Source organism: Rhizobium sp. BK456 (assembly GCF_014194045.1).
Taxonomy (GTDB): Bacteria; Pseudomonadota; Alphaproteobacteria; order Rhizobiales; family Rhizobiaceae; genus Rhizobium; species Rhizobium redzepovicii.
Map to the genome: position 1 here is coordinate 47,196 of NZ_JACIAO010000008.1, position 12,213 is coordinate 59,408.

14 protein-coding genes and 1 tRNA gene are annotated in these 12,213 nt (G+C 61.5%); 3 read left to right on the top strand and 12 right to left on the bottom strand.

Features of this window, described 5'->3' with window-relative positions:
- Nucleotides 1–108: 108 nt before the first annotated feature.
- The 5 genes from modA to obgE form a co-directional block, all read right to left on the bottom strand.
- Nucleotides 109–903, bottom strand: coding sequence for a molybdate ABC transporter substrate-binding protein (gene modA, locus FHX03_RS21885; protein WP_097625050.1), 795 nt, complete (start codon nucleotides 901–903; stop codon nucleotides 109–111).
- Between the two features lie 478 nt (nucleotides 904–1,381).
- Nucleotides 1,382–1,981 (bottom strand): nicotinate-nucleotide adenylyltransferase, encoded by a 600-nt coding sequence (locus FHX03_RS21890; protein ID WP_246699286.1) that lies wholly within the window; start codon nucleotides 1,979–1,981, stop codon nucleotides 1,382–1,384.
- 37 nt (nucleotides 1,982–2,018) lie between these two features.
- Nucleotides 2,019–3,302 carry a glutamate-5-semialdehyde dehydrogenase gene (locus FHX03_RS21895; RefSeq protein WP_183855429.1) on the bottom strand — a complete coding sequence of 428 codons (1,284 nt, stop codon included), beginning with the start codon at nucleotides 3,300–3,302 and terminating at the stop codon, nucleotides 2,019–2,021.
- Entirely contained in the window at nucleotides 3,295–4,464 is a 1,170-nt protein-coding gene (proB, locus tag FHX03_RS21900; RefSeq protein WP_097625151.1) for a glutamate 5-kinase, read from the bottom strand. Before proB ends, FHX03_RS21895 begins: the two co-directional genes overlap by 8 nt.
- Nucleotides 4,451–5,545 carry a GTPase ObgE gene (gene obgE, locus FHX03_RS21905; protein ID WP_183778493.1) on the bottom strand — a complete coding sequence of 365 codons (1,095 nt, stop codon included), beginning with the start codon at nucleotides 5,543–5,545 and terminating at the stop codon, nucleotides 4,451–4,453. The genes proB and obgE overlap by 14 nt, the downstream gene beginning before the upstream one ends.
- An 84-nt stretch (nucleotides 5,546–5,629) precedes the next feature.
- Between obgE and FHX03_RS21910 the strand changes: the two genes are divergently transcribed.
- Nucleotides 5,630–6,496: an endonuclease/exonuclease/phosphatase family protein gene (locus FHX03_RS21910; RefSeq protein WP_183855431.1), complete on the top strand. Its 867-nt coding sequence runs from the start codon at nucleotides 5,630–5,632 to the stop codon at nucleotides 6,494–6,496.
- A 38-nt stretch (nucleotides 6,497–6,534) separates the two neighbouring features.
- Here the strand turns inward: FHX03_RS21910 and FHX03_RS21915 are convergent, their stop codons facing one another.
- The 4 genes from FHX03_RS21915 to rplU all read right to left on the bottom strand — a co-directional run bounded on the left by FHX03_RS21915 (nucleotide 6,535) and on the right by rplU (nucleotide 8,521).
- The gene (locus tag FHX03_RS21915; RefSeq protein WP_097625045.1) at nucleotides 6,535–7,122 is read right to left on the bottom strand and encodes a GNAT family N-acetyltransferase; all 588 of its coding nucleotides are present in this window, start codon (nucleotides 7,120–7,122) and stop codon (nucleotides 6,535–6,537) included.
- Nucleotides 7,119–7,775, bottom strand: coding sequence for a GNAT family N-acetyltransferase (locus FHX03_RS21920; protein WP_097625044.1), 657 nt, complete (start codon nucleotides 7,773–7,775; stop codon nucleotides 7,119–7,121). The genes FHX03_RS21915 and FHX03_RS21920 overlap by 4 nt, the downstream gene beginning before the upstream one ends.
- Before the next feature lie 125 nt (nucleotides 7,776–7,900).
- Entirely contained in the window at nucleotides 7,901–8,170 is a 270-nt protein-coding gene (rpmA, locus tag FHX03_RS21925) for a 50S ribosomal protein L27 (RefSeq protein ID WP_003567620.1), read from the bottom strand.
- 33 nt (nucleotides 8,171–8,203) lie between these two features.
- Nucleotides 8,204–8,521, bottom strand: a complete 318-nt coding sequence (rplU, locus tag FHX03_RS21930) for a 50S ribosomal protein L21 (protein ID WP_003543907.1) — start codon at nucleotides 8,519–8,521, stop codon at nucleotides 8,204–8,206.
- A gap of 305 nt (nucleotides 8,522–8,826) precedes the next feature.
- Between rplU and FHX03_RS21935 the strand changes: the two genes are divergently transcribed.
- Nucleotides 8,827–8,916 (top strand) — tRNA-Ser (locus FHX03_RS21935).
- Between the two features lie 202 nt (nucleotides 8,917–9,118).
- Here FHX03_RS21935 and FHX03_RS21940 read toward each other — a convergent pair.
- Both FHX03_RS21940 and FHX03_RS21945 read right to left on the bottom strand, forming a co-directional pair.
- A complete protein-coding gene (locus FHX03_RS21940) occupies nucleotides 9,119–9,679 on the bottom strand; it encodes a DsbA family protein (RefSeq protein WP_097625043.1) in 561 nt (186 codons plus the stop codon).
- 35 nt (nucleotides 9,680–9,714) lie between these two features.
- Complete coding sequence (locus FHX03_RS21945; protein WP_183855433.1) at nucleotides 9,715–11,151, bottom strand: DUF6880 family protein; 1,437 nt, start codon at nucleotides 11,149–11,151, stop codon at nucleotides 9,715–9,717.
- Between the two features lie 197 nt (nucleotides 11,152–11,348).
- On the opposite strand from FHX03_RS21945, the gene FHX03_RS21950 reads away from it, so the two are divergent.
- Nucleotides 11,349–11,603: a DUF2934 domain-containing protein gene (locus FHX03_RS21950; RefSeq protein ID WP_183855435.1), complete on the top strand. Its 255-nt coding sequence runs from the start codon at nucleotides 11,349–11,351 to the stop codon at nucleotides 11,601–11,603.
- Nucleotides 11,604–11,637: 34 nt separating this feature from the next.
- Here the strand turns inward: FHX03_RS21950 and FHX03_RS21955 are convergent, their stop codons facing one another.
- The gene (locus FHX03_RS21955; RefSeq protein ID WP_183855437.1) at nucleotides 11,638–12,207 is read right to left on the bottom strand and encodes a GNAT family N-acetyltransferase; all 570 of its coding nucleotides are present in this window, start codon (nucleotides 12,205–12,207) and stop codon (nucleotides 11,638–11,640) included.
- Between the last annotated feature and the right edge of the window lie 6 nt (nucleotides 12,208–12,213).

The following is a 12,213-nucleotide window of genomic DNA, read 5'->3' on the forward strand; positions in this document are numbered from 1 at the left end:
AGAGGGTTAGGGTGAGGGGCAGCCATTGGCTCGAACCGGACAGGAGGCTCGCCTAAGTGAGCCTTCACGCTAAGCTGTCACTGTTGATTCCGCAATCATTTGGCCGCTTCAATCACTAAGGATGGTAAAACCCTGCGCCGTGAAGAAGGCGGCGGCTTTGTCGGATTTCAGGAAGTCGAGATAGGCTGCGGCATCCGGGTTTTTGCTCTCGGCAAGAATGGCGACCGGGTAAATGATCGGCGGATGGGAATCGGCCGGGAAGGTGCCGACGACGGCGACACCCTTATCCGCGGCGGCATCCGTTTGATAGACGATGCCGTAGGGCGCTTCGCCGCGGGAGACGAGGGCGAGGGCGGCGCGGACGCTTTCGGCGCCGGCGACCCTGCTTTCCACGGATTTCCAGACGCCGAGTTTGTCGAGGGCGGCCATGGCGTATTTGCCGGCCGGGACCGATTTCGGCTCACCCATCGCCAGTTTGCCATCACCCAGAAGCGCTGCGAGATCGAAGCCCGGCTTGATCTCGACCGGTTTTGCCTTGGCCTTCTCGGCAACGAGCACCATCCGGTTTCCAAGCAGATTCGAACGGGTATCGGCCTTGATGAGGTTCTTCTCGGCGAGGTAGTCCATCCAGGCAAGGTCGGCCGAGATGAAGACATCGGCGGGTGCCGCGTTTTCGATCTGCTTGGCCAGTGCCCCGCTTGCCGCATAGGAGGTGACGGCTTCCTTGCCGCTTTCCTTGGCCCAGGCGGCATTGGCGGCATCGAGCGCATCCTTGAGGCTCGCCGCCGCAAAGACGGTGAGCTTGTCGGCGGCTGCGGCCGGCGTCGGAAGCGCGGCTGCTCCAAGCCAGATAGCGGTGATTGCGGTGGTTGCCAGTTTCATCCATTGGCGGCGGTTCTGCATGATTTACTCCCCAGGGATCGAAATATTGCGACGAATATAACGATGCTCATGACTTGGCCAGGGATATATCCAACAAAATATAACCGTATCGGCTGGGCACCCGCCATTCACGGAATCAGGAAGCGCCGGGGTTTCGGAGAAAAACCATATGCGGGCGCGTAACTGGCACGGGGATACCAGACGAGATGCTATGGGCCCAGCCGGGCAAAGGGTGTCTGGCCTGCCGATAAAAACGGCAGCATTCCCCAGTTCGTCCTCGATAGGATTGCATCGCTCGCATTGCTGCATTGCACAAATCGATATTCACCTTCCTGCGGAATATGATAAAACATAGTCATCGAAACGGCTTTCTCCTCCTCCCATAGCCGTTCGATAGGGTCGACAACACTCCTCCTCCCAGTTGTCGATCGAGTTTATAAGCCCGACGGATCCTCCCCCGTCGGGCTTTCTCGTTTCTAGGATTTCCTTGAAAATCAGCCTATTCGGAACTGCCCGGCAGCGCGCCGTTGCGGATTGCTGTCGAACTCAGCCCGGAGCGCGGGCCGTGGATGAAGGTCCAGGCCGGCGCGGGTTTCTTCCAGAGAATACGCGCGTCGTCCTCGTCGACGCGGGCGAAATCGAAGGTCCTCGTCATTTTCGAGGAGAGATAGGAGAGCGTGGCGCCCGGCCGGTCGATCACCGCGATCGGGAAGGTTCGGACGATTTCCTGCCATTTCTGCCATTTGTGGAAGGTCTGCAGGCCGTCGGCGCCCATGATCCAGATGAAATGCGCATGCGGATTGCGAGCCTTGACGCGGGCGAGCGTATTGGCGGTGTAGCTGACGCCCAGCGCCTGTTCGAAGGCGGTAACCTTGACGCGCGGATCGGCGGCGACACGCTCGCTTTCGGCAATGCGCTCGGCAAGCGGTGCCAGGTGGTTGCGGCTCTTCAGCGGATTGCCGGGGGTGACCATCCACCAGAGCTGGTCGAGGCCGAGCCGCTTGATGGCAATCTCGGCGACCAGCGCGTGGCCCTGGTGCGGCGGGTTGAACGAACCGCCGAACAGACCGACGACCATGCCGCGCTCGCTGTGCGGCATGCGGAGATAATGCCGGTCCAGACTCTCCGTCGTCACGTCAGGTCCGCGTCTGTCCGGCGCCGTGCACCCGATATTTGAACGACGTCAGCTGCTCGACGCCGACCGGGCCGCGGGCATGCATCTTGCCGGTAGCAATGCCGATCTCCGCGCCCATGCCGAACTCGCCGCCATCGGCAAATTGCGTCGAGGCATTGTGCAGCAGGATCGCCGAATCGACTTCGGTGAAGAACCGCGCCACGACATCGTGGTCCTCGGCGATCACAGCCTCGGTATGATTCGAGGAGTAGTTCTGGATATGGGCGATCGCGCCGGATATGCCGTCGACGACGGCGACCGAGATGATCGCGTCGAGATATTCGGTCGACCAGTCCTCCTCGGTCGCAGGCTTCAGGCCGGGGGCGACCTTCAGCACCGTCGGCGAAGCGCGGACCTCGCAGCCGGCCGCGGTGAGCACCTCGAGCAGCGGCGTCAGATGCGTGCCGATCGCGGCGCCATCGACAAGCAGGGTTTCAGCCGCGCCGCAGATACCGGTGCGGCGCATTTTGGCATTGACGACGATCTGCTTGGCCATCTCGATATCGGCCGAGCCATCGACATAGATATGGCAGAGGCCCTCGAGATGGGCGAAAACCGGCACGCGGGCCTCGCTCTGCACGCGGGCGACAAGGCTCTTGCCGCCGCGCGGCACGATGACGTCGATCGCTCCGTCCAAGCCGCGCAGCATGGCGCCGACGGCCGCGCGGTCGGTGACGGGCACGAGCTGAATAGCATGCTCTGGAAGTCCCGCCGCCTTCAGACCCTTGACCAGGCAGGCATGGATCGCCTGCGATGAACGGCGCGAATCCGAACCGCAGCGCAGGATCACGGCATTGCCCGCCTTGAGGCAGAGGGCGCCGGCATCGGCGGTGACGTTCGGCCGGCTTTCGAAAATGACGCCGATGACGCCGAGCGGCGTACGGACGCGCTCGATCTTCAACCCGTTCGGCCGGTCCCAGGCGGCGATGACTTCGCCGACCGGGTCGGCAAGGGCGGCAATGGCGCGGATTCCCTCGGCCATCTCGGCAACGCGTTTGTCGTTCAGCGTCAGCCGGTCGACGAAGGAGGCGAGCATCTCGCTGCCTTCGGTGTCTTTCAAATCCTTGGCATTCTCGGCAAGGATCTCCGCCTTGTTGGCGAAGATCGCATCGGCCATGGCGTTCAGCGCCCTGTTCTTGACCTCGGTGGACGCAAAGCTCAGCGGTCGCGCGGCAGCCTTTGCCTTGCGGCCGATGTCGTTCATCAGCGCGTCAATGTCAGGGCTTAGCGCAACGGTATCAAGCATGGGCCGCGTCCTTCTTCTGCCTTTCCGATTTCTGTCTGATCTGCGCGGTCATCACCATGTCGTCGCGATGGACCATGGCGGCACGGCCAGGATAACCGAGAATGGCCTCGATCTCCGCCGACTTGCGGCCGGCAATCCGGCGGGCATCCTCGGCATCGTAGCTGACAAGCCCGCGGGCGATCTCACGACCTTCAGGGCCGACGATCGCCACCGTATCGCCGCGGCTGAACAGGCCGGAAACGCCGCGCACACCGGCCGGAAGCAGGCTCTTGCCGGCGCCGAGGGCGGTGACGGCGCCGTCATCGACACGCAGTTCGCCGGCCGGCTGCAACTGTCCGGCGATCCAGGTCTTGCGGGCGGTGACCGGCGTGCCCGACGGCGCGAACCAGGAAGAACGGGCGCCGTTTTCGATCGCCGACAGTGGGCTTTCAGTCTTGCCGGAGGCGATGATCATGGCGCAGCCCGATGTCGTGGCGATCTTGCCGGCATCGATCTTGGTGCGCATGCCGCCGCGCGAAAGCTCGGAAGCCGCGCCGCCGGCCATCGCCTCGATCTCCGGGGTGATTTCGGAAATCGTCTCCAGAAACGTCGCGTTCGGATCGAGATGCGGCGGCGCGGTGTAGAGGCCGTCGATATCGGACAAAAGGACGAGCAGGTCGGCGCCGGTCATCGTCGCGACGCGGGCAGCCAGGCGGTCGTTGTCGCCATAGCGGATTTCGCTGGTGGCGACCGTATCGTTCTCGTTGATGATCGGCACGGCGCCGATTTTCAAAAGCTGATTGATGGTGGCGCGCGCATTGAGATAACGGCGGCGCTCCTCGGTATCCCCGAGCGTCAGCAGGATTTGGCCGGCGACGATCTCGCCGTGCGACAGGCTTTCCGACCAGGCGCGGGCCAGCGCGATCTGGCCGACGGCCGCCGCCGCCTGGCTTTCCTCCAGTTTCAGCGCGCCGGACGGCAGGTCGAGCACCGAGCGGCCGAGCGCGATGGCGCCGGAGGATACGACGAGCACGTCGATGCCCTTGGCCTTCAGCCCCGCAATGTCGGCGCACATGGCGTCAAGCCAGGCCTTTTTCAGCCCGGCCTTGCGATCGACCAGCAGGGCCGAGCCGATCTTGATGACGATGCGGCGGTAGCGGCCGAGCGGCTTACGGCTGGTCATCGGCCCCATCCTCGCCAAGGTCCTCAGCCTCATCGGCGACAGCAATGTCGCGATGGCGCAGCTTCGGCACCTTGGCCGGCTTTTCCTCGGCATTTTCTTCGACGATGATGTCGCGCAGCGCACGCAGCACCTCGGTCATGCCCTTGCCGGTGACGGCCGAAATCTGGAACGGCGTCTTGCCGCAGGCCTTGGCCAATTCCTTCGTCTTTTTCTTCAGTTCGGCTTCGTCGAGCACGTCGATCTGCGACAGCGCCACGATCTCGGGCTTGTCCGTCAGATCGTTGCCATAGGCTTCGAGCTCGTGCTTCACCGTCTTATAGGCCTTGCCGACCTTTTCCTCCTGGGCGGAGACGAGATGGAGCAGCACGCGGGTGCGCTCGACATGGCCGAGGAAACGGTCGCCGATGCCGACGCCCTCATGGGCGCCTTCGATCAGGCCCGGAATGTCGGCCAGGATGAATTCCCGCTCGTCGATGGTGGCGACGCCGAGATTGGGGTGCAGCGTGGTGAAGGGATAATTGGCGATCTTCGGCCGGGCGCGGGTGACTGATGCCAGGAAGGTCGACTTACCGGCATTGGGCATGCCGACGAGGCCGGCATCGGCAATCAGCTTCAGCCGCAGCCAGATGGTCTTTTCCTCGCCGGGCAGGCCGGGATTGGCCCAATCCGGCGCTTGGTTGGTCGAGGTCTTGAAATGAGCGTTGCCGAAGCCGCCATTGCCGCCATGGGCGAGGCAGTAACGCTGACCTTCGACGGTGAGATCGCAGATCAGCGTTTCCCGGTCTTCCTCGAAGATCTGGGTTCCGACGGGAACCTTGAGCGTCACGTCGCTGCCATTGGCGCCGGTGCGGTTCCTGCCCATGCCATGGGTGCCGATCGTCGCCTTGAAATGCTGCTGAAAACGGAAATCGATCAGCGTGTTGAGGCCGTTGACGGTCTCGACCCAGACATCGCCGCCACGACCGCCATCGCCGCCGTCGGGGCCGCCGAACTCGATGAATTTCTCGCGCCGGAAGGAAACGCTGCCCCCGCCGCCGTCTCCGGATCGGATATAGACCTTTGCTTCGTCGAGAAATTTCATTTTACTTCCAGTATCCGGTGGCAGTTGGACGGCCCGTCTTGGCCCATTCGATATAGGCGGTTCCGACGGAGGTCAAAGATTATCGTGAATTTTGCGAGCTATAACATACAGTACGGCTTCGGTCTTGACGGCAGATACGATCTCGCGCGCATTGCCCGGAGCCTTGAGGGCGCCGATGTTATCGCACTGCAGGAGGTGACCCGCGGCTTCTCGCGCAACGGTTTTGCCGACATGGCGGCCGACTTTGCAGCCTGCTTTCCCGACTATTTCTGGGTGTATGGGCCGGCCTGCGACATCCATGTCGAGGCGGATAGCGGTGGTCGTCAGCCGGTGCGGGGCACCCGCTTCCAGTTCGGCAATATGGTGCTGTCGCGCTGGCCGATCCTTTCGACCCGGACGCTGCTTTTGCCGCGCAGCCGCACGATCGGCAAGATCAACCTGCAGCGCGGCGCGACCGAGGCGGTGATCGCGGTACCGGGCGGGGCGATCCGCGCCTATTCCGTTCATCTCGACCATGTCTCTCCCGACGAGCGCATTCGCCAGCTGCAATTTCTGAACGCGCATATCAACGCTTTCGTCCAGGAGGGCGGGTCGCTGACGGGGGGTAGCGAATTCGATCTGCCGGAGCCGCCGCTGCCGGAGGATTACGTCGTCATGGGCGATTTTAACATGGAGCCGGAATCGCCGGAATATTGCGCACTTGCCGGCGCCGGCGGCGGATATTACGGCCGTATCTCCAGGATCGGCACGCCGGTCGACGCCTTTGCGGCGCTCAAAGCTTACCGCCCGGAGAGCTACAGCTGGATGAATCCCGAAGATCACGGCGAACGCATGCATCTCGATTATTGCTTCGTCAGTTGCGGCCTCGAGGGCCGGTTGAAATCCGCCCGGATCGATACGCAATCCGTCGGCTCTGATCATTTTCCCCTATGGGTCGAGATCGGCAATTGACGGAGACGCCGCCGCGGGCGGCGGCATCTCCTTTGTGATTACGCCACCTTGCGCGGCTGCAGCATGCCCGGCTGCAGCACGGTTTCGATGTGCGAGACCATGGTGTTGCGGGCGAAACAATAGATTTCGCCGCAACCGGTCATGCGGAAACCGAGCTTCTCCTGCAGCCGCAGCGAAGCCGGGTTGTCGGCGAAGACGCCGGAATGGATCGGCGTCTCCGGCATGCGGCGCGAAAAGCGCTCGATAATCCCAGCCACCGCCTCGCTCATATAGCCGCGCCGCCAGTAATAGCGGTTCAGCCAATAGCCGAGGTGCCAGCGGCCGTGGCGCAGCTCGATCGAGACGTTGCCGATATGGACATCGTCCTTGCCGGTGATCGCCAACGGCCAGTCCGGCAAGGCGCCCGAGGTGACCGGAACCAGCCAGTCCAGTGCATCCTGCCGGTCGAACGGCGCGGGCACGCGGGACAGCATGCGCGTGACGGCGAAATCGGAAAGCGATTCCGCAATCGCTGGCGCATCGCTCAGCCTGTGGGGGCGGAGCGTCAGCCGGGCGGTCGAGATGACAGGCGCGGGGCCTGGCATCATCGGCTTTGTCTCCGGCCTTTGCAGCGCGGTCGTGCTCATGCGATGTTCCCCCAGCTTCGGAGCGACATCCAGGTCTTGCGGTCGAGCCTGTACCATTCCACCGGCACGTTGCTGCCGAGCGCCAGCGAAGCGGCAAGCCCCGATCCCTGGAACTGGAAGCCGCACTTCTGGATGACGCGGCGCGAGGCGACGTTCATCACCCGGCAGCGGGCGTCGATCTGGTCGATATCCTGGCGTGTTCTGAACACCATATCGACCAGGGCATGGCAGGCCTCGGTGGTATAACCCTTGTTCCAATAGGGCTCGCCCAGCCAGTAGCCGATCTCGACGGTCCTGCCGTCGGCATGCGGCTCGACACCGCAGCAGCCGATAAAGGCGCCGTTTTCGGCTTTGGTGATTGCATAGACGCACTTGCCAATCTCGCCATTTTTCGTGCGACGCACGAAGTCGGCAGCATCATCGGCGGTATAAGGGTGCGGCATACGCGATACCATGGTGGCGACTTTGGCGTTATTGGCGAGATGGGCAAGGGCGTCGATGTCTTCTTCGTGGGGCGCGCGCATGACGAGCCTTTCCGATAACAAGACAGGGCAATCGGTCCTTAACCGCTCCGGCCTCAGCCGTTCTTGGGAAGCCACCTGGCCTTCCCGGGGCGACCGAGATTGGTCAACCCTTAACAATTCGCCTTGCATGTTCAGTCCTCCTGTTTGGACAAAGAAAAAGGGGAGATGGCGCCCCATCTCCCCTGTTTTCTGGACTGAACCTGGTACGGCCAGCCGGGTCGATGAGACGCCGGCTGTTTTAGAGCGCTACCGGCTTATTCCGCTGCTTCCGCTTTCGGCATGACAGACACGTAGACGCGACCGTTGGCCTTGGTTCGGTAGTTCACATTGCCGGCGGTAAGCGCAAAAATCGTGTGATCCTTGCCGAGGCCGACGTTGGAACCCGGATGCCACTGCGTCCCGCGCTGACGCACGAGGATGTTGCCTGCGATGACGGCTTCGCCGCCGAACTTCTTCACGCCAAGGCGCTTGGATTCGGAATCGCGACCGTTGCGCGAGGAACCGCCAGCTTTTTTGTGTGCCATTGGAGTTCTCCTTTAAACCTTGTCCCGTTGATCTTACTTGGCAGCCACGATGTCCGTGATACGGACGACCGTGTGATGCTGACGATGGCCGCGCGAACGCTTCGAATTCTGACGGCGGCGCTTCTTGAAGGCAATGACCTTCTTGCCGCGGTTCTGTTCGACGACTTCTGCCTTGACAGAGGCGCCGGTGACGAAGGGCGCACCGATCGCAGCGTCGGCGCCTTCGCCGATCACGAGCACTTCGGTGAATTCAATGGAGTCGCCAGCGGTGGCTTCCAGCTTTTCGATGGTCAGCACGTCGTTGGCTGCCACACGGTACTGTTTACCGCCGGTCTTGATGACTGCGAACATTTTTTATCCTTTCATGTTCGTTCCAGCTCTCCCCGCCGATCAGCAGGGTGGCCGTCTTTTTATCAGTCGAAGTTAAGCAGGGATTTCAGAGGGCTGGCCTCGAGCTCTTCCTGCCGGTGAAACGCCCCACGCGAGCGCGGGACTGGCAAGGCACGGATTACTCCGAACCTATTGCGCAGCCGAAATACGCGAGTGACAAAAAAGTGTCAAGGCAAAAGGATGGAATGCTTCGACTTTTCGGCTTGCCAACCCGTCACAGGCTCGTTATGAGAACGCCCGCGCCGAACAAGCGCCGACCTGACCGCGGAGAGGTGGCAGAGTGGTCGAATGCACCGCACTCGAAATGCGGCATACCTGCAAGGGTATCGTGGGTTCAAATCCCACCCTCTCCGCCATGAATGTCCCGGGATTATTAACGTTTTGAGATTACCGGGAGATTGCCGTGACCGGCGCTCAGAATCGCATGCATTCCAAGGCCGCACGAGAGCCGCTCCCGAATCAAACATCGCGCTTTGCTTGCGCTGATTCTGCCCGATATGCATTGAGCGAAACAGGCAGGAGACAAATATACGGGGTGGCTCTTGGTGCGGTATCTCGTCAGGTACCCAGCACCTTCTTCACCCAGGTGCCAACCTCATCACCGCTGCTCATATCTGCCTGCACCAGCCCATCGATCATGAAGGTCGGCGAGACGTGGATGCCGTTTTGCCGGGCATATTTGCAGTGCCACTTGATCTCCCGGTCGAGATCCGGGATTGCGAAGGCTTCTTTCAGCTTGACGCCGCTGTAGCGTTCCAGGCGCTCGATGATCTGGTTCGGCGTCACATCCATATTCGGGCCGCCGGCATGGCGCTCGAATTCGAATTCCTCCCGGTGAGCCGCGATGGCGGCCATCACCTTCTTTGCTGTCTGCTTGCCACCTTCCAACGTTGAGGCTGCGATGATGCAGCGGACGAGGACACCCGAATACATATGCCAGGGCTGCGACTGCAGGCGGATCTTCACGGTGATCCTGTCTTCGCCCGCCTGGCTCAGCAGTTCTTCGAACTTGTTGAACGCTCTGACCGAGTAAGGGCAAGTCGGCTCCAGAAAGGCTTCGAAGATGCGGGATCCAGTGCCCCAAGTCAGCGGATCGGCGTGCCAGGAAGTGGTCGTCATGGAATTCCTCTCTGAGGTAAAGTATCCGGAGCAACTTAGGTCACCAGGCTCCAGAAGCCATGCGTCTTGCCGTGCCGACGTTTGAGTTCCGCGACATAGACGTCATGGGACCTGGTGTTGCCGAAATCATCGATATGAGGCGCAAAGGATGCACAGTCCGCCAGATGCCTCGCCGCATGCTTATAGCGGCCGGACCGGCCGCTATCTAGCGCGAAATCGATAATGGAGCGCAAGACAATGGTTGCCGCGAGCGGATGTTTCTCCGCCAGAGCTTCGGCCGCCAGCGTCATCAGCTCATAGAGATTGCCATCCAGTTCCGCCTTTCTGCTCACTACAAGTTTTGCCGCCTCGGCAGGCGTCGGCCAATTGAGAAAAAACGCAAGTGCCTGGTGGACGTCAGGAAAAGCCCGGGCATGGACAAATGCCTTCTCCTCGGCCTCAAGATCGTCGAAATCAGGCAGCCGCCTGAGGAAAGCCTTGAGGTGCTCGCTATGCAGCGACTGCTCGAAACATGTCCATCTATAGGTCTGTGCCTCCGCTGCACGCCCCAGGGCCTCGAGCGTCTCAACGCGCGCGCGCTGCCATTCGAATGGCATGTCGGCCCAGCCTCTCCTGTCGGCCTCATCCAACGTCTCAAGCGCTTCCTTCGCCCGACCGGCCGAGAGCAGACGATTGGCGATGTCGGCAGCTATCATCGGCGCCTTGCGCGCGTCCTCGGGGTGTTGGCCAATGTAGGCATCAACATCGCCCTGGGCGTCGGCAATTTCCTGCAAGGCTATGCGCACCGTTAGATCTCGCTGCGTGCCGCCGATCTCATCTTCGTAAAGGGGGCCTGCGCTGCCCCAGCCGATGATCTCGCGCTCGTCTTCCGCCGGCTTGTCTTTCGGCTCCTTGGACCATTGGACGAAGAGGGTCTTCAAGCAATCGAGACCATCCTTGCCGAGAGCTGGCGCCATCGCCGCAATCAGGTTGTCGTACTGGCCGTAACCATCGTCTTGCACGGCTTTGAACACCTTCTCGGCCAGGACATTGGAGTCGATCTTGGCGGACGCGGCGATTGCGGCAGCATCCTCGCAAGCCTGATGAAAACTTTGGATGACAGAACCGCTGCTCTCGTTGGATCTCTCAAAGATCGAATTCGCCAGGGCGAGGAACTGCCATATCAGTTCGAAGGCCTCCTGGGGATCATCGGCGGCAACCGTCTCTGTGATCGTCTTGCGCTGCGTTTCCAGGTCGCTCTTCAGCGCCTTCACTTTGCGCCAGTTGATGAGGGTGCGAGCGCGGGCGATGCTGGCAAGCCGCTTTCGTACCTCACGCGCGACCTCGGCGCTGCCGTGATTGCCGGCAAGCTCCATTCGAAGCCGTCGCTTGTGGGCAGCACTGCCCATGCTGATCTCGACCAGCAGCTCGGCAAGGCGATGCGCACCAAGGGATTCAAGATTCTTCGCATTGAGTGTTGTCTTGGCTGCCATCGGTCATCGCTATCGTTTCTGCGATGACCCTACCCTGCAGGCGGTGCGAGGCCAAGGTCCGGGAATGTGCACAGGGATAATCCTCTGTGCCTCGCTATTAGCTAAAAACTAACGCTGCCTCGTAACGACTCCTAAAGCCGGTTTTGGCACCTTGTTGCCTGTCGAATATTGCTTCCAATTTCTCGCTGAGGTTGATTATGAGTCATAATAGAGACGCCTGGGTCAGCCAGCGCGCTTATTCACTATGGGAATCGGAAGGCAGGCCGGATGGGCGTGGGGAAAGCCATTGGGCGCAGGCGCTGAGGGAGTTCGAGCAACTGGAGCTGACGAAGGCCTCGCCTGATGGAAACGATCTCATCGAGAAGCTGAAGGCAGCCGGGCGGCTGATGCGGATCTATGACGAGGCGGCGCCCGCCGTTGAGAACGACCGGCAGATCAAGGCGGCTCGCTAGGCCGTATTTTTCAATCCCTGGGTTGCCGAAATATTCAGCGGCATTCCAGGCGGACGATCGGCCTTGCCGGCAGGCGTCTTGCCACCTCGACGAAACCGGCATCCAGAAACATCGACAGCGTTCCCGGATAGAGCTCGGCTCCGTTCGAAGCACGGGCTGCCTGATCGACAGGGTAGGCTTCGAGACATTCGGCGCCGTTCGCGCTTGCGAATTCGACGGCGTGTTTCAATAACAATCGCGACAGACCCTGCCGCCGGAACGGCTTGCGGGCGATGAAGCAATTGATCGACCAGACCGGCTTGTCATCCACCGGCGCAAAGGGTTTTGAGCGGCGCGGCCGATCGAATACGGCGCGTGGCGCGACACCGCACCATCCGGCCGGTTCATTCTCGTGATAACCGAGAATACCGGGCGGGCGCCGTTCGGCGACGAGGCTTCGGAACCAGTTGCGATTTCCCTCGCCCCATCCTGCCTTGTAGTCGGCATTCGGACGATACCAGTAGGCGCAGCGACAATTCCGGCCGTCGGCGCAATCGTCGAAGACCGCTTCGATATCGGCCAGGCGGTCGGTGGTTGCGGGGAAGAAAGAGAAGCGATCCTGCATCCGGGC

Coding starts and splice junctions, on each gene's coding strand:
- rpmA (WP_003567620.1), bottom strand. CDS start 8,170: ATGGCACACAAAAAAGCTGGCGGTTCCTCGCGCAACGGTCGCGATTCC.
- modA (WP_097625050.1), bottom strand. CDS start 903: ATGCAGAACCGCCGCCAATGGATGAAACTGGCAACCACCGCAATCACC.
- FHX03_RS21955 (WP_183855437.1), bottom strand. CDS start 12,207: ATGCAGGATCGCTTCTCTTTCTTCCCCGCAACCACCGACCGCCTGGCC.
- FHX03_RS21890 (WP_246699286.1), bottom strand. CDS start 1,981: ATGCCGCACAGCGAGCGCGGCATGGTCGTCGGTCTGTTCGGCGGTTCG.
- FHX03_RS21915 (WP_097625045.1), bottom strand. CDS start 7,122: ATGAGCACGACCGCGCTGCAAAGGCCGGAGACAAAGCCGATGATGCCA.
- proB (WP_097625151.1), bottom strand. CDS start 4,464: ATGACCAGCCGTAAGCCGCTCGGCCGCTACCGCCGCATCGTCATCAAG.
- FHX03_RS21945 (WP_183855433.1), bottom strand. CDS start 11,151: ATGGCAGCCAAGACAACACTCAATGCGAAGAATCTTGAATCCCTTGGT.
- FHX03_RS21940 (WP_097625043.1), bottom strand. CDS start 9,679: ATGACGACCACTTCCTGGCACGCCGATCCGCTGACTTGGGGCACTGGA.
- FHX03_RS21920 (WP_097625044.1), bottom strand. CDS start 7,775: ATGCAAGGCGAATTGTTAAGGGTTGACCAATCTCGGTCGCCCCGGGAA.
- obgE (WP_183778493.1), bottom strand. CDS start 5,545: ATGAAATTTCTCGACGAAGCAAAGGTCTATATCCGATCCGGAGACGGC.
- rplU (WP_003543907.1), bottom strand. CDS start 8,521: ATGTTCGCAGTCATCAAGACCGGCGGTAAACAGTACCGTGTGGCAGCC.
- FHX03_RS21895 (WP_183855429.1), bottom strand. CDS start 3,302: ATGCTTGATACCGTTGCGCTAAGCCCTGACATTGACGCGCTGATGAAC.
- FHX03_RS21950 (WP_183855435.1), top strand. CDS start 11,349: ATGAGTCATAATAGAGACGCCTGGGTCAGCCAGCGCGCTTATTCACTA.